23 protein-coding genes are annotated in these 25,160 nt (G+C 71.5%); 8 read left to right on the forward strand and 15 right to left on the reverse strand.

Annotated features, from left to right (window positions below; genetic code table 11):
* The first annotated feature begins 151 nt into the window (after nucleotides 1-151).
* Nucleotides 152-337 (forward strand): PspC domain-containing protein, encoded by a 186-nt coding sequence (locus tag B0I31_RS07560; RefSeq protein WP_106614553.1) that lies wholly within the window; start codon nucleotides 152-154, stop codon nucleotides 335-337.
* Here the strand turns inward: B0I31_RS07560 and B0I31_RS07565 are convergent.
* Together B0I31_RS07565 and B0I31_RS07570 are read right to left on the reverse strand one after the other, a co-directional pair.
* Nucleotides 331-1,077 (reverse strand): TetR/AcrR family transcriptional regulator, encoded by a 747-nt coding sequence (locus B0I31_RS07565; RefSeq protein WP_106614737.1) that lies wholly within the window; start codon nucleotides 1,075-1,077, stop codon nucleotides 331-333. The genes B0I31_RS07560 and B0I31_RS07565 overlap by 7 nt on opposite strands.
* A 10-nt stretch (nucleotides 1,078-1,087) precedes the next feature.
* Nucleotides 1,088-1,453, reverse strand: a complete 366-nt coding sequence (locus B0I31_RS07570) for a GntR family transcriptional regulator (protein ID WP_106614554.1) — start codon at nucleotides 1,451-1,453, stop codon at nucleotides 1,088-1,090.
* Nucleotides 1,454-1,557: 104 nt separating this feature from the next.
* On the opposite strand from B0I31_RS07570, the gene B0I31_RS07575 reads away from it, so the two are divergent.
* Nucleotides 1,558-1,998 (forward strand): hypothetical protein, encoded by a 441-nt coding sequence (locus tag B0I31_RS07575; RefSeq protein WP_146173776.1) that lies wholly within the window; start codon nucleotides 1,558-1,560, stop codon nucleotides 1,996-1,998.
* Here the strand turns inward: B0I31_RS07575 and kal are convergent.
* The 6 genes from kal to B0I31_RS07605 all read right to left on the reverse strand — a co-directional run bounded on the left by kal (nucleotide 1,995) and on the right by B0I31_RS07605 (nucleotide 7,790).
* On the reverse strand, nucleotides 1,995-2,411 hold the full coding sequence (gene kal, locus B0I31_RS07580; protein ID WP_106614556.1) for a 3-aminobutyryl-CoA ammonia lyase: 417 nt from the start codon (nucleotides 2,409-2,411) through the stop codon (nucleotides 1,995-1,997). The two genes, B0I31_RS07575 and kal, sit on opposite strands and share 4 nt — an antisense overlap.
* Entirely contained in the window at nucleotides 2,408-3,148 is a 741-nt protein-coding gene (gene kamE, locus B0I31_RS07585; RefSeq protein ID WP_106614557.1) for a lysine 5,6-aminomutase subunit beta, read from the reverse strand. Before kamE ends, kal begins: the two co-directional genes overlap by 4 nt.
* Nucleotides 3,145-4,713 (reverse strand): lysine 5,6-aminomutase subunit alpha, encoded by a 1,569-nt coding sequence (kamD, locus tag B0I31_RS07590; RefSeq protein ID WP_106614558.1) that lies wholly within the window; start codon nucleotides 4,711-4,713, stop codon nucleotides 3,145-3,147. The genes kamE and kamD overlap by 4 nt, the downstream gene beginning before the upstream one ends.
* A gap of 176 nt (nucleotides 4,714-4,889) precedes the next feature.
* Complete coding sequence (locus B0I31_RS07595) at nucleotides 4,890-6,479, reverse strand: amidohydrolase (protein ID WP_245949737.1); 1,590 nt, start codon at nucleotides 6,477-6,479, stop codon at nucleotides 4,890-4,892.
* Entirely contained in the window at nucleotides 6,476-7,492 is a 1,017-nt protein-coding gene (gene kdd, locus B0I31_RS07600; protein ID WP_106614560.1) for an L-erythro-3,5-diaminohexanoate dehydrogenase, read from the reverse strand. Before kdd ends, B0I31_RS07595 begins: the two co-directional genes overlap by 4 nt.
* A 148-nt stretch (nucleotides 7,493-7,640) precedes the next feature.
* Entirely contained in the window at nucleotides 7,641-7,790 is a 150-nt protein-coding gene (locus B0I31_RS07605; protein ID WP_245949738.1) for a hypothetical protein, read from the reverse strand.
* Between the two features lie 36 nt (nucleotides 7,791-7,826).
* On the opposite strand from B0I31_RS07605, the gene B0I31_RS40435 reads away from it, so the two are divergent.
* Nucleotides 7,827-7,979, forward strand: a complete 153-nt coding sequence (locus B0I31_RS40435) for a hypothetical protein (RefSeq protein WP_181320037.1) — start codon at nucleotides 7,827-7,829, stop codon at nucleotides 7,977-7,979.
* Here the strand turns inward: B0I31_RS40435 and B0I31_RS07610 are convergent.
* From B0I31_RS07610 to B0I31_RS07625, 4 genes are all read right to left on the reverse strand, one after another.
* A complete protein-coding gene (locus B0I31_RS07610) occupies nucleotides 7,961-9,508 on the reverse strand; it encodes an alpha-amylase family protein (protein ID WP_106614561.1) in 1,548 nt (515 codons plus the stop codon). The two genes, B0I31_RS40435 and B0I31_RS07610, sit on opposite strands and share 19 nt — an antisense overlap.
* Complete coding sequence (locus B0I31_RS07615; protein ID WP_106614562.1) at nucleotides 9,505-10,464, reverse strand: TIGR03885 family FMN-dependent LLM class oxidoreductase; 960 nt, start codon at nucleotides 10,462-10,464, stop codon at nucleotides 9,505-9,507. Before B0I31_RS07615 ends, B0I31_RS07610 begins: the two co-directional genes overlap by 4 nt.
* A gap of 72 nt (nucleotides 10,465-10,536) precedes the next feature.
* Nucleotides 10,537-11,082, reverse strand: a complete 546-nt coding sequence (locus B0I31_RS07620; RefSeq protein WP_106614563.1) for an EF-hand domain-containing protein — start codon at nucleotides 11,080-11,082, stop codon at nucleotides 10,537-10,539.
* Between the two features lie 88 nt (nucleotides 11,083-11,170).
* Nucleotides 11,171-11,674 (reverse strand): FxsA family protein, encoded by a 504-nt coding sequence (locus B0I31_RS07625; protein ID WP_106614564.1) that lies wholly within the window; start codon nucleotides 11,672-11,674, stop codon nucleotides 11,171-11,173.
* A gap of 108 nt (nucleotides 11,675-11,782) precedes the next feature.
* Between B0I31_RS07625 and B0I31_RS07630 the strand changes: the two genes are divergently transcribed.
* The gene (locus B0I31_RS07630; protein ID WP_106614565.1) at nucleotides 11,783-13,171 is read left to right on the forward strand and encodes a KamA family radical SAM protein; all 1,389 of its coding nucleotides are present in this window, start codon (nucleotides 11,783-11,785) and stop codon (nucleotides 13,169-13,171) included.
* Nucleotides 13,172-13,339: 168 nt separating this feature from the next.
* Here B0I31_RS07630 and B0I31_RS07635 read toward each other — a convergent pair whose 3' ends face one another.
* Complete coding sequence (locus B0I31_RS07635; RefSeq protein WP_106614566.1) at nucleotides 13,340-14,692, reverse strand: hypothetical protein; 1,353 nt, start codon at nucleotides 14,690-14,692, stop codon at nucleotides 13,340-13,342.
* 219 nt (nucleotides 14,693-14,911) lie between these two features.
* Here B0I31_RS07635 and B0I31_RS07640 point away from each other — a divergent pair, with 219 nt between their 5' ends.
* The 3 genes from B0I31_RS07640 (at nucleotide 14,912) to B0I31_RS07650 (ending at nucleotide 17,821) form a co-directional block, all read left to right on the forward strand.
* Nucleotides 14,912-15,757 carry a carbohydrate kinase family protein gene (locus B0I31_RS07640; RefSeq protein WP_106614738.1) on the forward strand — a complete coding sequence of 282 codons (846 nt, stop codon included), beginning with the start codon at nucleotides 14,912-14,914 and terminating at the stop codon, nucleotides 15,755-15,757.
* Between the two features lie 79 nt (nucleotides 15,758-15,836).
* Nucleotides 15,837-16,862 (forward strand): LacI family DNA-binding transcriptional regulator, encoded by a 1,026-nt coding sequence (locus B0I31_RS07645; protein WP_106614567.1) that lies wholly within the window; start codon nucleotides 15,837-15,839, stop codon nucleotides 16,860-16,862.
* On the forward strand, nucleotides 16,859-17,821 hold the full coding sequence (locus B0I31_RS07650) for a winged helix DNA-binding domain-containing protein (protein ID WP_106614568.1): 963 nt from the start codon (nucleotides 16,859-16,861) through the stop codon (nucleotides 17,819-17,821). Before B0I31_RS07645 ends, B0I31_RS07650 begins: the two co-directional genes overlap by 4 nt.
* A gap of 297 nt (nucleotides 17,822-18,118) precedes the next feature.
* Here B0I31_RS07650 and B0I31_RS07655 read toward each other — a convergent pair whose 3' ends face one another.
* Entirely contained in the window at nucleotides 18,119-21,103 is a 2,985-nt protein-coding gene (locus tag B0I31_RS07655) for a carbohydrate binding domain-containing protein (RefSeq protein ID WP_106614569.1), read from the reverse strand.
* A 194-nt stretch (nucleotides 21,104-21,297) separates the two neighbouring features.
* Between B0I31_RS07655 and B0I31_RS07660 the strand changes: the two genes are divergently transcribed.
* Nucleotides 21,298-23,598 (forward strand): helix-turn-helix transcriptional regulator, encoded by a 2,301-nt coding sequence (locus tag B0I31_RS07660; RefSeq protein WP_181320038.1) that lies wholly within the window; start codon nucleotides 21,298-21,300, stop codon nucleotides 23,596-23,598.
* Nucleotides 23,599-23,842: 244 nt separating this feature from the next.
* Here the strand turns inward: B0I31_RS07660 and B0I31_RS07665 are convergent, their stop codons facing one another.
* Nucleotides 23,843-25,084, reverse strand: coding sequence for a cytochrome P450 family protein (locus B0I31_RS07665; RefSeq protein ID WP_106614571.1), 1,242 nt, complete (start codon nucleotides 25,082-25,084; stop codon nucleotides 23,843-23,845).
* Nucleotides 25,085-25,160 lie beyond the last annotated feature (76 nt).

The following is a 25,160-nucleotide window of genomic DNA, read 5'->3' on the forward strand; positions in this document are numbered from 1 at the left end:
CAGGGCCGGCCGGCTCCTCCCCCGCCGGTGGTGTCGTGGGTGGACGTGTGGGGCGGGGTGGGGTTGCCCTGGGATTGGGGGCCGGCGGGTCGGGGTAGGGATCAGGGTGCCCACCGATGTCGTGGGCTGGGCGCGCGGGGAAGGTGGAGGCATGACCACGTTGACCAGGCCGCAGGACCGGAAGATGATCGCGGGTGTGTGTGCGGGGCTCGCCGCGCGGTACGGGTGGAAGGCGAGCACGGTGCGGTGGGCGTTCGTGTTGTCGTGCCTGCTGCCGGGGCCGCAGTTCCTGATCTACCTCGTGTTGTGGGTGATGATGCCCAAGCGGCCCTACTGACGGGTGCGGACGAGGGCTTCGATGCCGTCCAGGACGCGGTCGAGGCCGAAGGTGAACGCGTGGTCGCCGTCGTGGGCGGCGCCGTGGGCTTCTCCGGCGGCGGCGCCGACCCGGGCGGCGGTGGGGAACCGGGCCGGGTCGAGGACCTTGGCCAGCAACGGCGCGGCGGCCTGCCACCACTGCTCGTCGGTCAGGCCGGTGCGCTGCCGGGTCCGGGCGGCGTCGACGGTGACGCGGGCGGCGGCGCGCACGTGGCCCAGGACGAGGGTGAGGACGGCGTCCATCTCGACGTCGGTGAGGCCGATGCCGTCGACGGCGCGCAGTTCGTAGTCGTACTTGGCGGCGGTGTGGGGGCCCAGGACGGCGCGGTGCGTGGTGGCGTCGAGCAGCCAGGGGTGGCGCAGGTGCAGGTCGAGGTTGTCGCGGGCGATGCGGGCGAGCCGGCCGCGCCACCCGCCGGGCACCTCGGCGGGCCGCGGGGTCCCGGCCTGCACGGCGTCGATCATGGCGTCGACGAGTTCGGCTTTGCCGGGGACGTGGGTGTAGAGGGACATGGTGCCGACGCCGAGGCGTTCGGCGACGCGGCGCATGGACAGCGCGGTGAGGCCTTCGGTGTCGGCGAGGTCGACGGCGGCGGCGACGATGCGGTCCACGCCGAGGTCCTTGCGGGCGGCGCGGTCGGCGGTGCGCCACAGCACGGCGAGGGTCCGGGCGGGGTCGCCGGGGTGTTCGGTGGCCACCCGCGTCACCCTACGGGTGGGGTGTGTCGGTGAGGGCGGCGCGGACGATGTCGAGGGCTTCGTCGGTGGTGAGGCCGTGGTCGCGGGCGGTGGCGGCGTAGCCGTGGGCGGCGCGCAGGACCTGTTCGCGGCCGGTCTGACCGGCGGCGCTGACGACGGTGCCGGCGCGGCCGCGGGTGTCGATGAGGCCGGCTTCCTCGAGTTCGCGGTAGGCGCGGGCGACGGTGTTGACGGCCAGGCCGAGGTCGGCGGCCAGGGCGCGCACGGTGGGCAGGCGGGTGCCCACGGCGAGGTCGCGGTCGGTGATCCGGCGGGCGAGCTGGGACCGGACCTGTTCGTAGGGCGGCACGGACGAGGCGGGGTCGATGCTGATCACGCGTCGATAGTGGCAGAGGCCCGGCGGGGTGCGGCGGCGGGCGGCGCCACGGCGGGGTGACGTGCGGTCGCCGGGTCACGACGGTCCGTGGCAGGGTGGTGTGCGTGTTGCGCGGACCGCTGCTGTCGACCGTGGTGCTGGCGTTGGTCACGGGGGTGGCCTTGCTGGCGGTGCTGTCCGGGTCGGATCGGCGGGTCGCGGGCACGGCCGGCCCGTACTGCGCGTCGTTGCAGGTGTTGTTCGACTCCGACGAGGAGATGCGGCGGGCGGTGGACGCGCTGCGCGACGACGAGCGGGTGCGCGAGGTGCGCGAGGAGCGCACGCAGGCGCAGAACCACGAGCGGTTGACCGAGCGGCTGCGTGCGGCGGGGCACCACGACCTGGCCGACGCGGCTCGGGTGGAGCGCACGCCGGCGTCGGCGCGGGTGGTGGAGGCGTTCGGCGTGGACGTCGAGGCTTTGGCCGACCAGCTGCGCCGGGAGTACCGGGTGAACCTGGTCGACGTGTGCGAGGAGCCGACCGAGCCCGCGTACGGGCCCGGCTAGCGTTTCGGGGCGACGACGGTGCCGCGGGCGCGGGTGACCACGACGGGCGGGTCGAGGACGTCGGCGGCGGACGGGCCCCGGTCGGGCGCGGAGCGGCACACGACGCGGGCCTCGAAGTCGATCTCGCGGGAGCGGGTGCCGACGCGGACGAGGGTGGCGGTGGCCTCGATGACGTCGCCGGCGCGCACGGGCGCGAGGAACTCGACGGAGGAGTAGGCGGCGAAGAGTCCTTCGTCGCCATCGGTGCGGATGAGCAGCTCGGTGGCGACGTCGCCGAACAGGCCGAGCGAGTAGGCGCCGTCGACCAGCGCGCCGCCGTAGTGGGCGTGGGCGTGGGGCACGTAGCGGCGGTGGGTGACGCTGAATCCCTCGGTGGCGGATCCTTCGGTGGCGGATCCCTCGGTGAGGCTCACGCGTGTTCCTTCCGGTGCTGCAGGGCGTGGACGAGGTAGCTGGCGACTTCGCCGGGGGTGGTGCCGCGGCCGAACACGCGGTCCACGCCGAGGTCTGCGGCCATGAGCGGGTCGAAGCGCGGTCCGCCGGCGATGAGCAGCGGCCGCCGCTCCCCCATGGCCTCGCGGAACGCGGCGGCCATCTCGCGGGTGTTGAGCAGGTGCGCGTCGCGTTGGGTGACGACCTGGGAGACGAGGACGGCGTCGGCTTTCCCGGCGCGGGCGCGGCGCACGAGGTCGGGCACGGAGACCTGCGCGCCGAGGTTGACCACGGTGAGCTCGCGGTAGTACTCGAGGCCTTTCTCGCCGGCGAAGCCCTTGATGTTGAGGATGGCGTCGATGCCGACGGTGTGGGCGTCGGTGCCGATGCAGGCGCCGACGACGACGAGTTTGCGGCGCAGCAGCTTCTTGATCGCGGTGTTGACCTCGGCGGGTGGCAGCAGCGGGTAGTCGCGTTCGACGACGCGGACGTCGTCGAGGTCGACGATGTGGCGCACGGAGCCGTAGACGACGAAGAAGGTGAAGTCGTCGCCGATGGGGTGGGAGTGCACGACCATGGCGGGGTCGATGCCCATCTTGTTGGCCAGCTGCTGGGCGGCGCCGTCCGCCTGGGGTCCGGCGGGGACGGGCAGGGTGAACGAGGTCTGCACCATGCCGTCGCCGGTGGTGTCGCCGTAGGGGCGGACGTGGCGCTTCACGGGTGTGCCTCCAGCAGGTCCGCGGCGGGGTTGAGGTAGTCGTCGGCTTTCTCGACGACGCCGTCCGCGCCCCGGCCGCCGGTGGCGGGGCGTTTCATCAGGCCGAACGTGCCGTCCGCGATGGCGTCGAGCAGCCCGTCGTCGACGATGCGGTGCAGCAGGTCGACGGCCTCGCCGAGGACCTGGTGGGCGCGTGTGACGATGAGGCCGTCCGGTGCGGGCCGGAAGTCCTCGCGCAGGCCGCCGGCGGCGCCCAGGACGTAGCGGACGTTGCGCAGGGCGAGGTCGCGGTCGGACAGGAACGGGGTGACGACGGCTTCGGTCATCATGCCGACGAGCAGGATGGACTGGCCGGTGAGCAGCCCGGCGAGGGTGAAGAACCCGTCGAGCAGGTAGCCGTGGAAGACGTCGCCGGTCATGTGCTTGGTGGGCGGCATCCACTTCAGCGGCGCGTCGGGGAACAGTTCGCGGGCCAGCAGGGCGTGGGCGAGTTCGAGGCGGAACGACTCGGGCAGGTCGGGGTTGATCTCGAAGGCGTGGCCCAGGCCCAGGAGGTGGTCGGGCAGGCCCGCTTCGTGGGCGAAGTGCTCGTTGAGCAGTTGGGAGACCGTGACGGTGTGGGCGGCGTCGACGGCGTCGGCGGTGGTGAGGTAGTTGTCCTCGCCGGTGTTGATGACGATGCCGGCGCGGGCGTGGACCTGCCGGGAGAAGCGCTGGTCGACGAAGGTGCGGACGGGGTTGATGTCGCGGAACAGGATGCCGTACATGGAGTCGTTGAGCATCATGTCGAGGCGTTGCAGGCCGGCCAGGACGGCGATCTCGGGCATGCACAGCCCGGAGGCGTAGTTGGTGAGGCGCACGTAGCGGCCGACTTCCTTGGACACCTCGTCCAGGGCGGCGCGCATGATGCGGAAGTTCTCCTGGGTGGCGTAGGTGCCGGCGAAGCCGTGGTGGGTGGCGCCTTCGGGGACGTAGTCGAGCAGGGACTGGCCGGTGGAGCGGATGACGGCGATGACGTCGGCGCCGGCGCGGGCGGCGTTGCGGGCCTGGACGACGTCCTCGTCGATGTCGCCGGTGGCGACGATGAGGTAGATCCAGGGTCGTTGTGGCGGGTCGCCGAGTTTCGCGACGAGCTTGTCGCGGTGGGCGCGGTTGCGGTCGACGGTGCGCAGGCCGCGGGTGACGGCGGCGGTGGCGGCCTTGCGGGCGCGTTCCCGGTCGCGGCCCGTGGGCAGGGTGTAGCGGACCTGGCCGGCGGCGGTGGCCTCGGCGAGGTGGGTGAGGCTGGTCAGGTCGTGTTCGCGCAGGGCGTGGAAGACGGGCAGGGCGACGCCGTGTTCGAGGCCGCAGTGCTCGCGCACGGTGTCCACGACGCGGTTGACCCAGGGGACGTCGCCGGCGCGGTGGGTGGTGTCGGCGCCGGTGATGCCGGCCAGGCGGAGCGTGGCGCGCTCGACCGCGACCGTGGTGTGGGCCTTGGCCAGCGCCACCACCGGTTCGGCGGCCTTGGCGGCGAGTTCCCGCGCCGTGGCGACCACCCGGGGGTCGAGGTCGAGCAACGCCATCGGTTTCACTCCTGTCGGCTGGATTCGGTCACGGTGCTGCTGGACACGGCCGGTCGCCGGTCCGGGTCCGCTGCCGCGGTCCCGGTGCGGGCGACGGCTCGGGGTGTCCGGCGGCGGCCGGTCGCGGCGTGTCGTGGGCGGCCGGTCGTCCGGTGTCACGGGGTCGGGAGTGCACGTCAGGCCTCCCGGTCGTAGACGGTGCGGCCGCGCAGGACGGTGCGCAGGCAGGTGGGCGCGGGGCCGTCCAGCGCGGGCAGGGCGGGGACGCGGGAGCGGGGGTCGGTGGACCAGCGCTGCACGCGGCTGTCGGGGGCGGCGACCTCCAGCTCCCCCGCCTCCCACACGGCGTAGGTGGCGGGCGCGCCGGGTTGGAGGGTTCCGGTGACGCCGTCGTCGACGCCGGCGGCACGCCAGCCGCCGCGGGTGTGGGCGGTGAACGCCGCGCGCGGGGACAGGCCGTGGCCCTCGGTGCGGTGATGCACGGCGGCCTTGATCGTGGCCCACGGGTCGACGGCGGTGACGGGGGCGTCGGAGCCCAGCGCGAGGATCACGCCGGCGGCGGCGAGCCGGGAGAACGGGTTGAGCGCGGTGCCGCGCTCCACGCCGAGGCGCTGGGCGTACATGCCTCCGGGGCCGCCCCACTCGCGGTCGAACAGGGGTTGCACGGAGGCGACGACACCCCAGGAGCCCAGCCGGTCGGCCTGCTCGGGGGTGACCATCTCGAGGTGTTCGAGGCGGTGGCGGGCGGCGGCCAGGGCGGGCACGCCGACCGTGGCGGCGGCTTTCGCGAAGCCGTCCACGACGGCGGCGACGGCGGCGTCGCCGATGACGTGGAACCCGCCCTGCAGTCCCGCGCGGGTGCACGTGACCAGGTGCTCGGCGATGGCGTCGGCGTCGAGGTAGAGCGCGCCGGTGGTGTCGGCGTCGGCGTACGGTTCGCACACCGCGGCGGTGCGGGAGCCCAGGGCGCCGTCCACGAACAGGTCGCCCGCCAGGCCGCGCACGGGCAGGTCGCCGGGGTCGGTGCCGCCCCAGTAGCCGACGACGTCGAGCAGGTCGGTGGCGAGCAGGTCGGCGAGGTCGTCGTGGCCGGAGATGTCGGGTCCGGCGCATTCGTGCACCGACGCGATGCCTCGTGACGCGGCGTGCTCCAGGAACGCCCGTTGGGCGGCACGGCGGCGGGTGGCGGGGATCGCGGCCTTCGCGGCACGGCGCACGTGGTGGTGCGCGGCGCGCGACAGCGGCCCGTCCGGGCTGAAGCCGTCCGCGGTGCGGGCGTCGGGGGCGAGGTCGAGCAGCGCGGTGGACGCCAGGGCGGAGTGCACGTCGATCCGCGACAGGTAGACCCGCGCGCCGCGGGCGGCGTCGTCCAGTTCGGCGCGGGTGGGCGGGCGGCGTTCCGGCCAGCGGGTCTCGTCCCAGCCGTGTCCCCAGACCAGGGGGCCCTCGGCAGCACGCACGGCGTCGAGCAGGTCCGCCAGGGAGCGGCAGCCGGTGAGGTCCAGGCCGGTGAGCAGCAGCCCGGCGGAGGTGGCGTGCACGTGGGCGTCGACGAACGCGGGTGCCACGAACGCGCCGTCGAGCCGCACGACGTCGGCGTCGGGGTGCAGCGCGAGGCCGGCGGCGTCCTGGCCGAGCCACGTCACGGTGCCGTCGGTGATCGCCATGGCGGTGGCGTCGGGGGCGGTCGGGGAGTGGATTCGTCCCCCCACGAGCAGGCGCGTGGACGCGCTCGTCGCCGCGGAGGCGCCGTTCACTGTAGTCACGCCTGCTGAGTCTGCCGGTGCTCGAACAACGCCCGCACGGCAGGTTCGGCGCGCAGCAGGTCGAGGGCGAACGCGGCGTGACCTGGCACGTAGCCGTTGCCGACGAGCATCTCCACGTCGGCGGCGAGGCCTTCGGCGCCCAGCGCGGCGGCGGGGAAGGAGGTGGCCATGGAGAAGAACACGACGGTGCCGCCGTCCGCGGTGGCCAGGATCGCGCCGTGCTCGCAGCCGGGCACGTCCACGCACACCACCGTCACGTCCACCCGCGTCCCGACCGCGGCGGCGACGGCGAGGGGGTCGCGGGCGTCGGCGACGACGACGCTGTCGGCCAGGCCCGCCGAGCGGACGGCGTCGGCTTCCTTCTCGGTGGGCACCAGCGCGACGAGGCGGGAGGCGCCGGCGCGGCGGGCGGCGGCCAGCGACAGCGACCCGGACTTGCCCCCGCCGCCCAGCACCAGCACGGACGGCGCGGTGCGGCGGCGCACGACCCGGTCGGTCAGCGCGGGCGCCCCGCACACGTCCAGCACCGACAGGGCGAGCTGTTCGGGCAGGTCGTCGGGCAGCACGGCGGCGATGGAGCGGCCGAACAGCACCGCGGTGCCCTCGCACGGCACCTGCTCGTCGGCGCCGTCCCAGCGGGCGAGGCCATCGGTGAGACGCAGCGGGGTGAGGGTGAGCGACACCAGGGTCGCGATCCGGTCGCCGACGCGCAGCCCGAGGGGCGAGTCGGGGCCGACCTCGCGGACGGTGCCCAGCAGCATGCCGCCCGATCCGGTGACGGGGTTCTGCATCTTGCCGCGGGCGGCGACGATGTCCAGCACGGCCCGCCGCACGCCGTCGACGCCGTACTGCTCGCGCAGCTGCCGGTAGGAGGCGGCGTCGAGGTTGAGCCGGGACACGTCGACCACGACCTCGTCGGGTCCGCACACCGGCGTGGCGTCCAGCCGGTGCGCCTGCTGCGGCAGCACCCCGGCGGGATCGAGGACGCGGTGCAGACCGTACGGCGAAGTCATGGAAATCCTTCGGTCGACAGGGTCAGGACGCGGATATCTTCACGTGAACGGGCGAGATTCCGCAAGGGACACACTGTGGACGACCGAACAGGAACGCCGACGTGCCCGGCCCGGGGAGTTCCCGGGCCGGGCACGCGGGGCGGACGGTTCAGGCGCGGCGGCGGACCCGCAGGACGACCGCCACCACCAGCACCACGGCCAGCGCCGCGTACGCGACCGCCGCGAACGGGCTGGTGACCAGCGCGGCCGGGTCGCCCTGGCCGATCTGCAGCGTGCGCCGCACCTGCTCCTCGGCCATCGGCCATCGGCCCCAGGATCACCCCACCCCACCCCCGTGCGCACCCTCGTCGTGGACGACGACGCCGGACTCTCCCGCGTCAGCGCCCGCCGCTACTCGAACACCTCGTCACCACCGGCAAAGCCGAAGTCCTCCCCCGGCTACGGCATGGCCAACCGCCCCGCCCACGGCTACCGGCTCACCACCTGACGGAACCACCGACACCCGTACGGGCCCAGCTCCACCTTCGCCGTCCCGTCCTTCGGCGTCACCGTGCCGTCCACCAGCAGATCGGTCAGCTCACCCTCCACCTTCGGCAACTCCACCTCGACATCCCGGTCGGCGAAGTTGTGCACCGCGATCACCGTCCCACCGTCGATCTCGCACCGGTGCGCGAACACCGCCGGATCCGCCGTGTCGATCGTCGTGAACTTCCCCCACGCCAACTCCGGACACTCCCGATAACGCTCCACCAACAACCGCGTCCACCCGAGGAGAGAGTCCTCGTCACGACGCTGCTCCACCACCGAGTCCCACCACATCGGCGTGCGCACCGCCAACCGGCCCTCCAACGAGAGGTCCTCGGTCATCCCGACCTCCTCGCCGTAGAACAACACCGGCGTCCCCGGCAACGAGAACAACAAGCTGTACACCATCTTGATCCACGACAGATCACCACCGAGCATCGACGGCAACCGACGCCGCAACCCCCGCCCGTACAACTGCATGTCCTCGTCCGGACCGAACGCCGCGAACACCTCCTGCCGCTCCGGCTCCGTCAACTTGTCCAACGTCAACTCGTCGTGATTGCGCACGAACGTCGCCCAATGACAATCACGCGGAGGCTCCGGCCGCTCCTTCAACGCGTGCGTCAACGGACTCGCGTCCCCCCGCGCCAACGACAAGTACATCTGCTGCATCCCGATGAAGTCGAAGCACATGTGCAACTCGTCACCCACACCATCCGACTTCCCGAAGAACGCCATCGCCTCCGCGTACGGCAGGTTCACCTCCCCCAACAAGATCGCCTCACCGTTGCGCCGGGACAGGAACGCGCGAAGATCGGCCAGGTAGTCGTGCGGATCCGGCAGCGCATCGATCGGCGCCTCCAACAAGAACGGCACCGCGTCCACCCGGAACCCCGACAACCCCAACTCCATCCAGAACCCCATCACCCGCGCGATCTCGTCCCGCACCGCCGGGTTCGCCACGTTCAGATCAGGCTGGTGCCGGTAGAACCGGTGCAGGTAATACCGCTTCGCCTTCCGGTCGTACGTCCACAGCGACTTCTCCTTGTCCGGGAACACCACCCCCTCCGACGCGTCCGCCGGCGGCTCGTCCGCCCACACGTACCAGTCGTGGAACGGGCTCTCCGGATCACGCGCCGCCTGGAACCACGGGTGCTGATCCGACGTGTGGTTCACCACCAGGTCCGCGATCACCCGCATCCCCCGGTCACGCGCCGTCCGCACGAACTCCACGAAATCCCCCAGCGTCCCCAACCGCGGGTCCACCCCGTAGAAATCCGTGATGTCATAACCGTCATCCCGATCCGGCGTCGGGAAGAACGGCATCAACCACACACACGTCACACCCAACCGGTGCAAGTGGTCGATCTTGTCGATCAACCCCCGGAAATCACCGTGCCCGTCACCGTTCGAATCGTGGAACGTCTCCACGTCCAAGCAGTACACGACGGCGTTCTTCCACCACAGGTCCGCTGTCCTGGTCAACTTCACGACCGCACCTCCGGCAGCACCCGCTCGCCGAACACGTCGAGGAACCGCTCCTGCTCCACCCCCACGTGATGCAGGTACACCTCCTCGAACCCCAACTCCGCGTACTCGCGGATCACCTTCGCGTGCCACCCCAAGTCCGACGACACGTTCACCACCGCCGCCACCTGCTCCACCGTGACGTCCTCCGACACCACGTCGAACGCCTCCGCCGAATCCAAGTCCCAGCACACCGGCGGCCCGAACACGTTGCTCCGCCACTGCTCGTGCGCCACCGACCGCGCCTCGTCCTCCGACTCCGCCCAACTCAAATGCACCTGCAGGTGCAACTTCCCCCGACCACCCGCATCCCGGTAAGCGGCGACCATCCGCTCCAACCGCTCCGTCGGCGCGTTCACCGTGATCAACCCATCAGCCCACTCCGCACACCACCGCGCCGTCGCCTCGCTCACCGCGGCACCGATCAACAGCGGAGGCTCATCCGGTCTGGTCCACAACCGCGCCCGATCCACCGTCACCAGACCGTCGTGGCTGACCTCCTCCCCCGCCAACAGCGCCCGGATCACGTCCACGCACTCCCGCAACCGCGCGTTGCGCACCTCCTTGCGCGGCCACCCGCCACCCGTGATGTGCTCGTTGCTCGCCTCACCACTGCCCAACGCCGCCCAGAACCGACCCGGGTACATCGCACCCAGAGTCCCGATCGCCTGCGCGATGATCGCCGGGTGATACCGCTGACCAGGCGCGTTCACCACCCCGAACGGCAGACCCGTCGCCTCCAACGCCGCACCCAACCACGACCACGCGAACGCGCTCTGACCCTGCCGCGCACTCCACGGCGAGAAGTGGTCCGAACTCATCGCCGCGTCGAACCCCACCTCCTCCGCCCGCCGCACCGCGGCCAACAACGCGGAAGGGTGAACCTGCTCATGCGAGGCGTGCACACCGATGACGGTCATGCCGTCTCACGTACCCACACCACCCCCGACCGACACGCCGAACCCACCACCCACCCGGCCGGAAGCCACCGGTCAGACATCACCCAGCAGATGCGTGCCCTTCGCCGACACGTCCGCCTCCGTGAAGAAACCCCGCACGTGCGTCTGGAACTCCACCAGATCCAGACGCCCGTCACCATCCAGGTCCATTCCCGCGAACGCGATCGCCGCCACCTGCGGATCCGTCACCCCGTTCCCCCGGTAGATCCCCGCGAACTCACTCCCGTCCAGACGACCGTCACCGTCACGATCGGCCAACTCGAAATTCCGACCCGACACCGCCAACCACTTCTCCAACAACCCGCCCATCGACAACCGACCCGCCTCGTGCGCATCCCGGAACTCACCCCGGCTCACCGCACCATCAGCATCCAGATCAGCGCCGACGATGTACTCCCACACCTCCCGATACGCCGCCACCAGCCCCCTGACCTCGGACGACTCCACACCCAACCCGAACTCCCGGCCCACGCCCACAGCCGCCGCCGAAAAGTCCCCCCAGCTGATCCCGCCATCACCGTCCACGTCGAAAACCGCGAACACCCGATCGACGTTGTCCATCCGCAGATCACCCGACACGACCCCACCTCTCCCTAGGAACAACCCGGGGCGAAGCCTAGGAACGGCCGGACCACTCCGGCAGCGCGAAACCGCCCGCGACACCCGATCAGGTCAACTCCGGCCGAGTCGACGGCGACTCCGGCCGCACCTCCACCACATCACCATCCACCACCGCGCCGTCCACGACCGCGCCATCCACCACCACACCACCCGCCATCGGGTGCTGCCCGTACCGCAGGTTCAACACCATCGCCCGCTCCCGCTCCTCCGCGCGCCGCGCCATCCGCCTGCTCAACAACCGCCGCGCCGGCGGGAACAACAACGCCAACCCCACCACGTCACTCACGAACCCCGGCAACACGATCAACAACCCGGCCGCCGCGATCAACACCCCGTCCGCGATCTCCTGGTGCGGCGCCCGACGCGTCCGCAACGCCTCCGAGAACGCCGCCATCGTCCGCGCGCCCTCACGACGCATCAACACCGAACCCACCACCCCGCCCAGCACCAGCAGACCCAGGGTCGGCAGCAGACCCCAGGCGCCGAACGCCGCCACCAGAGCGGTGACCTCCACGGCCAAGCCGACCAGCACAACCACCAACACGCGCATACCCACCCCAACGCACGAACGCCCCGAAACGCTCCCTGCCGAAATATTTACGCCCAACCGGCCATCTGGCAGCATATCTTCACGCCACTCGACCGACAGGGAGCATGGATGACTGCGCTGCACGAGGTCGCACCCACGCAGCACAGGGCTGACCTCCAGCCCTACACCTACGTGCGCCAAGAACTCGTCGAACCCGACTGGCGACGCTTCCCCGGCTGGCGCGACGTCACCGACACCCAGTGGCGCGACGCCCAGTGGCAACGCGCCAACTGCGTCAAGAACCCCAAACAGCTGCGCACCCTCACCGGCGACCTGCTCACCGACCGGTTCTACGACGAACTGGCCGCCGACCAGCAGCAATCAGCCACCATGTCCATGCTCGTGCCACCCCACATGCTCAACACCATCGCCCCGGACGCATCCCTGGACCCCGAGGCGTTCACCGAAGCCTTCCTCCGCGACCCCATCCGCCGCTACATGATCCCCGTGCGCTCCGACCGCGACCCGGACTGGCCCAGCCACCCCCACTCCACCCGCGACTCCCTGCACGAAGCCGAGATGTGGGTCGTCGAAGGCCTCACCCACCGCTACCCCACCAAAGTCCTCGCCGAACTCGTCTCCACCTGCCCCCAGTACTGCGGCCACTGCACCCGCATGGACCTCGTCGGCAACTCCACCCCCCAGGTCCAGAAGCACAAGCTCACGCTCAAACCGGTCGACCGCCAAGAACAGATGATCGACTACCTCAAGCGCACACCCGGCGTCCGCGACGTCGTCGTCTCCGGCGGCGACGTCGCCAACGTCCCCTGGCCCCAACTCGAGTCGTTCCTGATGCGACTGCTCGACATCGACACCGTCCGCGACGTCCGCCTCGCCACCAAAGCCCTCGCCGGACTACCCCAGCACTGGCTCCAGCCCAAAGTCGTCGAAGGACTCGAACGCGTCGCCCGCACCGCCGGCCGCCGCGGCGTCAACCTCGCCATCCACACCCACGTCAACCACGTGCAGTCCGTGACGCCACTCGTCGCCGAAGCCGCCCGCACCGCCCTCGAAGTCGGCGTCCGCGACGTCCGCAACCAGGGCGTGCTCATGAAGGGCGTCAACGCCACCCCGGACGACCTGCTCGACCTGTGCTTCGCACTCCAAGGCGAGGCGAACATCCTGCCGTACTACTTCTACATGTGCGACATGATCCCCAACGCCGAGCACTGGCGCGTCGCCGTCTGGGAAGCGCAGGAACTCCAGCACGCGATCATGGGCTACCTGCCCGGCTACGCCACGCCGCGCATCGTCTGCGACGTCCCGTACGTCGGCAAGCGCTGGGTCCACCAGCTCCACGAGTACGACCGCGAGCTGGGCATCTCCTACTGGACCAAGAACTACCGCACCGGCATCGAACTGGACGACCCCGAGGCACTCGACCGCCGCTACCCCTACTACGACCCGATCTCCACCCTGCCCGAAACGGGCCGCCGCTGGTGGTCCGAACAAGCCTGACCCGCCACCGGAGCCCCGGTCACCTCCGGAGGTGATCGGGGCTCCGGGCAGTTTTTCGGCGTTGCCTACCGGCGCACTGCCGGTGAAATGCCAGTTTTGTTCATCACTGAAATCATCGAGTCAACAGAGGTCCGAAGATCGTTCGACCACGCCCCTGGAGGTGGCCGCTCACCGCGCCGTCGCCGCCGCGGTGCGCACCGCCAGCGCGAGGTCCTCGACCCGGCGGTCACCGGCCGGGGCGTACGCACGCGGAGCGGTGCGGGGGTTCGCGCAGCCGACCACCGACTCGACGGGAGAGCAGTTGTCCGGCCGGTTCCCGCGCACGTAGGCACCGTTGGCCGACTCGACCCGCGCGCTCAGGGCGTAGACGCCACCGGCGTAAGCCGGAAGGGGGAAGTAACCCGCTCCAGGGCCGCCCGCACCGTTCATGGCGACCTTGCTGCCGTCGAGGGTCAAGGTGTCGTAGAAGACGCCGATCCCGCCACCGCTGCCACCGGTGCCCGCCCAACCCTCGAAGCCACCGCTGCCCGGAGCGCCCGCGTCACCACCCCGACCCGCCCGGTTGCGCTGGACCAGGGTCGATGCGATGACCGGGTTCAGGACAACGCCTTCCTGCGTGGACAGGAAGACCCCCGCGCCCACGCCGCCACCGCCGCCGTCCCCACCCGTGCCGCCGGCGCTGCCTCCCGAGCCGCCCGCACCGCCGTCGGCGGTGACGTTGCCGCTGATCGTGCTGCCGACGATCCGCAGCGCACCGCCCCTGAGGCTCTCGACGCCGCCGCCGAAGCCCGCGGAACCACCGCGGCCACCGGTCGACCCACCCGTGGCGTCGCCGCCCCGGCCACCCGCGCCCGAGCTGTTGCCGGTGATCACGGTGTTGGTGATGGTGACCGCCCGCACCGTCGTCGACATGAAGGAGGAGATCCCGCCGCCGAAGCCGCCGAGCCCGCCGCGGCCCGCACCCGTGGTGGCGGTGGCGTCGGCACCGGGAGCGCCCGAACCGGCGCGGTTGCCGCTGATCACGCTGTCGGTGATCGCCAGCGGACCCCAGTTCTGGATGGCGCCACCGCTGTCACCCGGCATCCCCTCCCCCGAGGTGTCGGTGCCGACCCCGTCCGGCGCGTGGCCGCCGGTGAGGGTGACCCGGTCGAGGGTCAGGTCGCCCCAGTTGGAGATGAGCCGGAACTGGGGCGCGTCCGGGGCACGGCGGATGGTGGCGTCGTTGCCCTGGATGGTGAGCTTGCCCATGATCCTGGGCAGCCCCTCCGATCCCCCCTCGACCGCCGGTCTGGTGAGCGTGTAGACGCAGTTCGGCGTCAAGGTCAAGGTGTCTTCGCCCGGCGAGGCGTCGGCCACCGCCACCGCGTCGACCAACGCGGCCGCGTCGCACGGCACGGCGATGACGGCGGCGTGCGCCGGGGACGCGGGCAGGACGAGTGCTCCCAGCGTGGCGACCGCCGTGGCGACGGGAGCGGCGGTCCACCCGCCGGTTTTCTTGCGCTGCTGCTTGGTGTGCTGCATCGAGGACCCTTCTCGAAGACTTGGAACTGTGGCGCACGCGGTTGTCCGTCCAGGCGTTGGTCACGGAACGGAAGCGTGCGATCACCACCTCATCACACCTGGGCGGGAAGCAAAGTCGTTTTGGTCAACACTGAAGTTATAGACATAAGCAAGACAGCATTTGCAGCCTTGCTCGTGCGGCGTTGGCGGGCTTGTTGATCACCCCGCACAATGGCGGCCATGCGCAGGCCGAGGGTGTTCGTCGCGGGTCCGGTGTCGTGGAACCGGTTGGTCGTGCTGGACCGGTTGCCGGAAGCGAGGCCGCACACCGCGTTCGCGGCGGGTCACCGCACGACTGTCGGCGGCACGTCGGCCGGCAAGGCGTTGAACCTCGCCTCGCTGGGCGCCGACGTCACCCTGCGGACCGTCATCGGTGACGACGAAGCCGGCCGCTCGGTGCTCGACGTGCTCGAACGGGCCGGGGTCGAGGTGATCGCCGAGGTGGTCGACACCGCCACCGAGCAGCACCTCAACCTGATGGACCCGCACGGCGGACGGGTGTCGATCTACCTGGAACTCCCCCGGCTGCGCGAACCGAAGCACGACGAGCGCGCGCTCGCGGCACTGGCGTCAGCCGACGCCGCGGTGATCGACCTCGCCGACCACGCCCGGCCCCTGCTGGCCGCGGCCCGTGCGGCCGGTGTGCCGGTGTGGTGCGACCTGCACGACTACGACGGCGCCGCCGAGTTCCACCGCGACTTCCTCGACGCGGCCGACCACGTGTTCCTCAACGACGACGGTTTCGCCGACCGGGACGCCCTGCTGGTGTTCCTCAAGTCGCTCGACAAGCCCGCCGTGGCCACGCTCGGTGCGGACGGCGCGCTGGCCGTCGTCGGCGGCGCGATCCACCGCGTGCCCGCCGTGCCCGTCGAGGAGATCGTGGACACCAACGGCGCCGGTGACGCCTTCGTCTCCGGGTTCCTGGTCGCCCACCTCGCGGGCACGGGCATCGCCGCGGCGATGGCCGCCGGAGCCCGCCAAGCCGCGCTCTGCCTCGGTTCAGCGGGCCTGGCGCCCGAAATGTGACCGTCAAGGCCTTGCTGAAAGTCTTTGCAAGGACTTTCCTTCGTGTTTGCGCGTGTCGCCGCGACGGAAAGGGACCCACATGGACGGCGTGACCGCCCGGTTGAGCGACATCGCCGCGCAGGCCGGGGTCAGCGAGGCGACGGTCAGCCGGGTCTTCAACGGCAAGTCGGGCGTGTCGACGGCCACCCGCCAGGCGGTGGTCGCCGCGATGGACCTGCTCGGCTACGAGCGACCGCCCCGGTTGCGCCAGCGCAGCGCCGGGCTCATCGGGCTGATCACGCCCGAGCTGGGCAACCCGATCTTCCCGGCGCTCGCGCAGGTCGTGGAGCAGGTGCTGACCGGCGCGGGCTACACGCCGCTGCTGTGCACGCAGACACCGGGCGGGTCGACCGAGGACCAGCTGACCGAAATGCTGGTGGACCGGGGCGTGGCCGGGATCGTGTTCGTCTCCGGCCTGCACGCCGACTCCACCGCCGACATGGGCCGCTACACCAAGCTCGCCGGGCGCGGCATCCCGTTCGTCATGATCAACGGCTACACGGAGAAGGTCTCGGCGCCGTTCATGTCGACCGACGACCGCGCGGCCATGCGGCTGGCCGTGTCGCACCTGGTGGAGCTGGGGCACGAGCGCATCGGCCTGGCGGTCGGTCCACGGCGGTTCGTGCCGGTGCTGCGCAAGATCGAGGGGTTCGTGCAGCACATGCGCACCGCCCTGCCCTACACCGCCGAGCAGGCCGAGGCACTCGTGCAGCACTCGCTGTTCACCGTCGAGGGCGGGCAGTCCGCCGCCACGGCGTTGCTGGACAAGGGGTGCACGGCGATCATCTGCGGCAGCGACCTGATGGCGTTCGGCGCGATCCGGGCGGCACGGCAGCGCGGGCTGGGCGTGCCGCAGGACGTGTCCGTGGTCGGGTTCGACGACTCGCCGCTGATCGTGTTCGCCGACCCGCCGCTGACCACGTTGCGCCAGCCCGTCGAGGCGATGGGACAGGCGGCGGTCAACGCGCTGCTGGAGGAGATCGGCGGCACGCCCGCTCCGCACGCCGAGTTCGTGTTCCTGCCCGAGCTCGTGGTGCGCGGCTCGACGGGCGCGGGGCCGAGGTGACCGCCGGTCGGGCGAGGGCGCTGCGCATGCGGGCGCAACGCCTGACGACCCCCGCCCGTTCGCTGTCGGAGTTGCTGCACGACGTGGTGGCCGTGCAGGCGCAGGACGTCACCGCCGCCGGACTCGCCGTGCGCGCCCGCACCACCGGCGTCACGCCGACCGACCTGCGCGCCGCGCTCGACGCCGGTGACGTCGTGCGGACCTGCGCGATGCGCGGCGCGGTGCACCTGCTGCGCCGGGAGGACGTCGGCTGGCTGGTGGCGCTGCTCGGCCCGGTGAACGTGGCCCGGTCCCGGCGTCGCCGACTGGAACTCGGCCTCACCGACGAGGTGTGCGCGCGGGCGTTGGACGTGCTGCGGGAGGTGCTGACCGAACCGCTGACCAAGCCGCAGGTCGTGGCCCGGCTCGCCGACGCGGGCGTGGCGCTCGACCCGGCCACCCCCGCGCCCGCCTACCTGCTGGCCCACGCCGCCAACCTGGGCGTGGTCTGCGCGGGCGAGTCGACCTACCGGCTGCTTCCCCGCACCGACGACGAACCACGCGGTGTCGCCGAGCTGATCCGCCGTTACCTGCGCGCCTACGGCCCCGCGACGGTCGAGGACTTCACCGCGTGGAGCGGCCTGCCCGAGGTCGAGGTGCGTGCCGCGTTCCCGTTCGACGACCTGGTGGAGGGCAAGCACGGCTGGCAACTGCCCGCCACCGACGCCGCCGACCTGGACGGCACGGTCCGCCTGCTCGGCCCGTTCGACACGTTCCTGCTCGGCTACGCCGACCGCACCTTGCTCCTGGCCCCCTCGGACGCTGTCCGCGTGCGGCCCGCCGGTCCGCACGTCGTCGTGGACGGCCAGGTGCGCGGCACGTGGCGGCGCCGTGACGGCCGGGTCGTGGTGGAGCAGTTCGGCCACATCCCGGTGTCCGAGCTCGACGTCGAGGTGGAGTCGGTCCTGGCCTGGGCCTGACCGGGTCGGCGGGACCCTCCGCGCCCTGAGGGTGACCGACCGCCGGGGCGGCGGTGCACGACGTGACTCCGCTTGCGCACGACCACAGACCTCTCCCCCCGGTTGTCGGCGGGACCGCGGTGGACGAGCGCGAGCACCCCGGATCCGGCGGTCAGGACCAGCACCGCGGACCACGCGACGACATCGTCCTTCCACCCTGGAGATCGCCCCGACAGCGGCGCACGTGTCACCACGTCACCCGAACGTGTGGGATCCGGCGGGCGGGCGGTGGGAGAGTGCACACCCGCCCGCCGGAAGTCACCTCAGGTACGGGCCGTCGACGCCGACCTTGCCCGGCGCCGGGTTGCCCGGCAGGTCCAGGACGTAGACCCGCGCGTTGCCCCGGCCGCCGGGGCTCGCCGTGAGCGTGCCGCCGGTGACCACCCTCGTGTCACCGGTGACCGCGTCGCGGTAGGTGCCGTTCGGGACGCCGGAGAACGTGGCCGAGCCCGAGACCGCCACGAGCGCGAAGCTGTCCACCGAGCCGGACGTGTAACGGCGCTTGAACGCCATCCCGCCGGACACGCCTTCGGTCGAGTACTGGCCCTTCTGCAGCGCGGGCACCGCACGGCGGATCTGGTTGAGCCGCTGCACGTGCTTGACCAGCGGTTTCTGCAACGTGGTCGCGACCGCGCCGGACGCGGACGACACCACCCCGTAGTCCGACGCCGTCACCGACCCCGCCAGGTGGTCGCCGTAGTACGCCCGCCCGGTCGTCGCCAACGGGCACGTCGGACCGCAGTCGATCGGCTTGCCCGCCTGGAACTCGACCTCCGAGCCGTAGTAGAGCGTCGGGATGCCCCGGAACGTCCACATCAGGCTCATGTTCTCCGCCCACGCGTCCGTGCCGCCCGCGTACCGCACGCTGGACTTGTTCGGCCCGAAGTCGTGCGAGTCCACGTACGTCACGTTGTAGGTGGCGTCGTTGGTGGAGTCGTCGGAGTCCTTCGCGTTCCAGAACGCGTTGTTCGCGTCGCCGAAGTTCATGTGCATCCGCATGTCGATGATGTTCATGCCGGAGGACTTCGAGTGGTCCGGCGCGTGGTAGGCGTTGCCGTCGAGGAACGCGTTGCGGCTCGTCGGCTGCCCGCCCGTGCCCATCCCCTGCTCGTAGGTGTACTGCTCCAGCGACGCGGTGGCGTCGTCGGCGCTGTACTCGCGGCGCTCCTCCCAGGTGAAGAACTGCGCCGAGTGGTTGACCGAGCCCCGGTTCCACTTGTCGTTGACGAACGCGGCGACCTCGCCGAAGACGAAGAAGTCCCGTCCCTTCCCGCCGAACTTCGCGGTGGCGTGCTGCTGGATCGCGGGCAGGAACCGGCGGTTCCACGTCACGCGCGGGATGTGCACGGCGGTGTCGACGCGGAACCCGTCCACGCCCATGTCGATGAACCGGTTGTAGGCGTCGATCAGGTACTTCTGCACGATCGGGTTCTCGGTGTCGAAATCGGCCAGGTCCTCGTGCAGCCAGCACGACCGGGAGTCCTCGCCCTCCCAGTTGCCGATCCAGCAGCGGTGGTAGAGCTGCGCCGGGAACATCCCCGACGTCGGACTGGGCCACTGGCAGCTGTAGATCCGATAGCCCTCGGGACTTGTGTGCCGGGTCGGCTTGCCCCAGTCGACGCACGTGTTGCCGGTCGGCTCGGTGGTCGACCACAGGTCGCCGTTGTAGTACGACTTGCCGGTGTTCGGGTCGATGGTCAGGCCGTCGTACTCGAAGCCCCGCACCGGCTGGTCGTAGTACCACGACCACTGGTCGTCGCGGACGCCGAACACCTTGGCCTGGAACAGACCCTTCGCGCCCCACCGCGAGCTGTGGTTGTAGACCACGTCCTGGTAGATCTTCAGGCCCTTGGCGTGCGCTGTGTCGATCAGGTCCTGGTAGGTCGCGCCGGGTGTCTCCAGGCGCGGGTCGACGCGGTAGAAGTCCCAGCCGTGGTAGCCGTGGAAGTCGTAGTCCGAGCGGTTGAGCACGACGGGGGTGATCCAGACCGCGGAGAAGCCGAGGCCCTTGATGTAGTCGAGCTTGTCGATCAGGCCTTGGAAGTCGCCGCGGAACATCGGGTCGTTGTTGGCCGCGTTGCCCGAGCGGACGTGCTGGCTGCCGCCGCGGTTGTTGGCCGTGACACCGTCGTTGAAGCGGGCGGTCATCACGAAGTAGATCGAGTCCTCGCGCGGGTCACCGCCCAACGGCGTGCCGCCCGGTGGTGCCGGCGGGGCGTCGCCGGTCGTGACGGCCACCGACGCGCCCGGCCCGGACTTGTTGCCGGCCGCGTCGTAGGCCTTCAGCGAGTACGTGTAGGTCGTGTTCGCGGTGAGCGGTCCGTCGGCGAAACCCACCGTGCCGGTGTTGCGCACGACCGTGCCCAACGCGCCGCCGGCACGGGTGATCTCGTAGCCCGCGACCGCGACGTTGTCGGTGGACGCCGTCCAGGTCAGCGAGACGGTCAGGCCGGACGCCTCGGCCCGCAGCCCGGCGGGCACGCTCGGCGCGACCGTGTCCTGCGGGGCAGGGGGTCCGCAGGGATCGGCCGCAGCGGCCGTGACCACACCGTCCTTCACGGTGCTGCGCCCGAGGCCGACCGCGTAGTCGGCGCCGTTGTTGTTGTCCCACTGGCCGGAGCCGTTGTTGAACGCGGCCTTGAGGCTGGTGGCCTGGCCGAGGTCGATCGAGGCACGGGCCCAGTCCGGGCACACCTGCTCCATCACCACACCCGGCACGGCCGTCCACGTGCCGCCGGTCGGCTGGTAGTGGATCCGCACCGCCGTCCAGTTCCGCGTCTTGGTGGAGTAGTAGACCTCGGCGTTGTTCGTCGGACCGGGGTCCGGGTCGGGCCCTGATCCGCACGGGTCGCCGACACCCGTCACGCCGGCGGCGACGGTGACGTCACCCGTGCCCAGGCTGTAGTTCCGGCCGTTGTTGTTGTCCCAGGTGCCCGAGCCGTTGTTGAACACCGCGACCAGGCCGGTGGCCTCGCCCAGCGACACGGTCTTGCGCACCCAGCCCGCGCACGCCGCCGGTTCCATGCGCTCCCCCGGCACCGCCGTCCACGGTCCGTTGCGCGGTTGGTAGTGCACGTTGGCGACCGGCCACCCCGAAGGCAGGCGGTAGAAGACCGTAGTGGTGTCGGCGGCGGTGGGCGCGGTCGTCCGGTGCTCGGCGGAACTGCCCGGCGCGACCCCCGTTCCCCCGACCAGCCCGAGGGCTACGAGTAAGGCGGTCAGTCGTCGCGATCTCGCTCGCATCACTGCTCCCGTCACGCTCCATTGCGCAAGGTGGTGCAATTCCTTGCAGGCTAGACCCGGTGTCCCGCAGGCGTAAACGGTCTGACTAGCGTCGATGCGGAACGATCTTTGCAAGGATTTGCACACTGCTCCACCCGTGCGTCGCTTGGTCGATCTCGCGGCACGCGCACCGGCCGATGTCGTACGGTGTCCGGATGACCGAGCGGGCAGCGGGAGGCGGTGTGGTGCCGCGTGCGCTGAGTTCGTTCGTCGGCCGCAAGGATCTGCTGGCCGAACTGCGCCGGCGGATGGGTGTCGCGCCGCTCATCACGCTGACCGGCGTGGGCGGTGGCGGCAAGACGCGGCTGGCGCTGGAACTGGCGGCGCAGGTGCACCGCGCGTACGACGACGGCGTCCGGGTGGTGGAGCTCGCGTCCGCGCGCGGCGGCGACCCGGAGTTGTTGGCACAGGTCGTGTTGAGCGCAGTCGGCGTGCCCGACCAGGCCACCACGACGCCGTTGGAGACGTTGGTCGACTACCTGCGGCCGCGGCAGGTGCTGCTGGTGCTGGACAACTGCGAGCACCTGGTCGAGCCGGTAGCGCACCTGGTGCGCGCGGTGCTCGCCGCCGCCCCGGGCGTGCGGGTGCTGGCCACCAGCCGGGCCAGGCTGCGGGTGCCCGGCGAGGTGCTGGTCATGGTGCCGCCGCTGGACGTACCCGCCGAGGACGCGCCGATGGACCTCGACCACGAGTCCGTGGCGCTGCTCGTGGACCGGGCCGAGGCGAGCGTGCCGGGCTGGCGGGTGACGCCGGAGAACTGGCCGGACGTGGTGCGCGTGCTGCGTCGCGTCGCGGGCATCCCGCTGGCCATCGAGCAGGCCGTGGTGCGGATGCGCTCCATGCCGGTGTCGCTGCTGGCCGACCGGCTCGACGACGTGATGCGCGTGCTCACCGCCAACGACACCACCGCCGTCGAGCACCACCAGACCATGGCCGCGCTCATCGACTGGAGCCACGCCCACTGCACGCCCGCCGAGCGCCTGCTGTGGGCACGGCTGTCGGTGTTCGAGGGTGGCTTCAGCCTCACCGCCGCCGAGGACGTCTGCGCGGGCGACGGCCTGCCCACCGACGACGTCGCGGACGCTCTGGCAGGTCTGCTGGACAAGTCCATCGCCCTGCCCTCCGCCGACCGCAGCCGTTACCACCTGCTGGAGCCGTTGCGCCAACACGGCGCCGCTCGCCTGCGCGCGGCCGGCGAAGTGGACGCCGTGCGGCAACGTCACCAGGACTACTTCCGCCGCGAGGCCGCCCGCCTCGCCGAGGCCTTCGCCGGGCACAACGAAGCCGCGCTGCTCGCGGCCGTCGACGCGGACATGGCCAACCACCGGGTCGTCCTCAACGACCTGATCCGCAACCCCGACACCGCGCACGCCGGTCTCCTGATGAGCGTCGACCTGGCCCGCACCCGCTGGTACACCTACGCCGGTCGATTACCGGAAGAACGGCTCTGGCTGGGACGCGCGCTCGCCGCCACCCCACCGACCGCCGACCCGTTGCGCGCCAGCGCCATCGCCCTCGACGCCTGGATCGCCCTGTGCCTCGGCGTGGAACGCGAACTCGTCGCCCGCCGCGTCGACGAAGCCGACGCCATGGCCCGCGAGGTCGGCGGCCCGGTACCCGCCGTCACCTTCGTCCGCGGCGCCTACGCCGTCCTCGCCCTGGGTGCCATCGACGGCGTGGAACTGCTCCGCCAGGCCCACGAGGAATTCGGCGCGCTCGGCCCGGCTTTCGCCGTCGACCACCACCTGTCCCACATCCTGCTCACCGTGTCACTGGTCCTGCTCGGCTCCCGCGAACAAGCCGAGCCCGCCGCCGAGGAGTTCTACGCCGAGTGCCAACGACTCGGCGCCCTCTGGGGCATCAGCTGGGCCCACTGGTGCCGCGGCGTCGTGCAGACCCGCTGGGGCGACCCGGTAGGCGCCCTCGACGTCCTGATGGAAGGCCTGCGGGTCCAACGCGAGATCCGCGACAAGTGGGGCCCCCTCTGGTCCATCGAAGCCCTCGGCTGGGCCCACTCCCGCGCCGGCGACGGCTCCGCCGCCGCCCGCATGCTCGGCCTCGCCCACGGCCTGCACCGCGTGACCGGCGTCCGAGTCGACGGCCTGGTCCCGTTCGCCTGGGTCACCGCCCAAGCCGTCGCCCGCGCCAAAGCAGTCCTCGGCGACGACGAATACGCCCGCGCCTACGCCGGCCCGGCGGAATCCGTCGAGCAAGCCCTGGCCATCGTCCTCGACGAAGTACCGACCCCCGAACCGGACCGCCGCCCCGGCGGCCTGACCCCGGCCGAGTGGAACGTCGCCAAACTCGTCGGCGACGGCCTCTCCAACCCTGAAGTCGCCACCAGACTGGTCATCTCCCCCGCCACCGTCCACACCCACCTGACCCGCATCTACCGCAAACTCGACATCACCAGCCGCCACCAACTGATCACCCTGCTGGCCAGCATGGCCGACTGACCCACCACGCCCCCGCAGTGCCGCGCCCCGCCACCGTCTCGAAGCCGGGCAGGCTTGGCGGGCGCTTCATCCGCCGGGCCTGCCCGGCTTTGGCCTGCCTGGAGTGCCCGTAAGGGGCCCCATGTCAAATCGAGCCGGACTCAAGCAGCCTGAGCGTTGAACTCACACGCTCCGAGCGTTGGACTCTCGCGCCCTGAACGTACGACTCTCGCGTTCTGAACGTAGGACACGCGAGAAGGTGAGGTCACGGCTCCAGCACGGCGCTCACCGACGCGAACGTGTTGGGCACGACCTTGTCCCCGCGCTCCAACTCGCCCACCTCCACCGCCAACCGCGCCCCCGGCGCGCGTTCCCGCAACGCCACCAACGCGGCCCGCGCCTCGATCCGCCCCAGGTGATGGCCGAGGCAGTAGTGCACCCCGTGCCCGAACGCCGCGTGCCCCAGCGCCGCGTTGCCACCCACGGGCACCCGCGTCGGGTCGAACCGGTCCGCGGTCGGCCCGTGCACCGAAGGGTCACGCCCCGCCGTCCCCAGCCCGATCATCACCACCCCGCCTTCGGGGATCACCCCACCGGGCAGCTCGATGTCGGTCTTCGCTCGGTAGTGCGGGGTGACCCGGACCGGCGGATCCCAACGGGCGACCTCCTCGATCGCCAACCCCACCGTGTCGGCGTTCAGCGCCTCCCAGGCACCCGGCGTGGACAGCAGCGCGACCGCGGCGTTGCCGATCAGCCCCGTCGTCGTCTCGTGCCCGGCCACCACCAGCAGGATCGCCGTGGTCAGCAGCTCCTCGGGGGTCAACCGCTCGCCGTCGACCTGCGCCTGCACCAGGCCGCTGAGCAGCGCGTCGTCCGGCTGATCACGCTTGTACTCGATGAGCCCGGCCAGGTAGCCGAACATGGCGTCGGAGGCCGGCACGACGAGCTCGGGCCGTTCGGTCATCATCGCCGCGGTCCAGTGGTGCAGCTGGTCGCGGTCCTCCACCGGCACGCCGAGCAGGTCGCAGATGACCGCCAGCGGCAGCGGGAACGCCAGGCCCTCGATCAGGTCGGCGTCGTTCGGCAGCGCGGCGACCAGTTCCCGCGCGGTCTTCTCCACCGCCGGCTGCAGGGCGTTGATGCGGCGCACCGTGAACGCCTGCGACACCAGCGCGCGCAGCCTGCGGTGGTCCGGCGGGTCGGTGTTGAGCATCGACGGGCCGATGATCCGCGACAGGTCGGTCGGCCTGCCCTTGCGGGCCAACTGGTCCTGCATCGCCGCACGCAGCCCGGCCGCGTCTTTCGCCAGCCGGTCGTCGCCCAGCAGTGAGCGGGTCGCCTCCAGGCCCATGGTGGTCACCAGCACCTCGAGGCCGTTGGGCAACTCGGCGGAATGCACGGGGCCGAGGCGGGCCAGCGCGTCCTCGTGGGCGTGGTGTTGCCAGCCGCGCAGCGGGCCGCCGACGAGGGCCTGTCGGTCCGGGGCGAACTCCGCGGTCAGCTGCACGTCGTCTCCTTGTGGTGATGCGATCGGGTTCTGCGGCGTCCACTTTCGTGTGAGCGCCCTACGCCGCGCATCCACC

Origin of the sequence: Saccharothrix carnea, assembly GCF_003014735.1 — a bacterium.
Lineage (GTDB): Bacteria > Actinomycetota > Actinomycetes > Mycobacteriales > Pseudonocardiaceae > Actinosynnema > Actinosynnema carneum.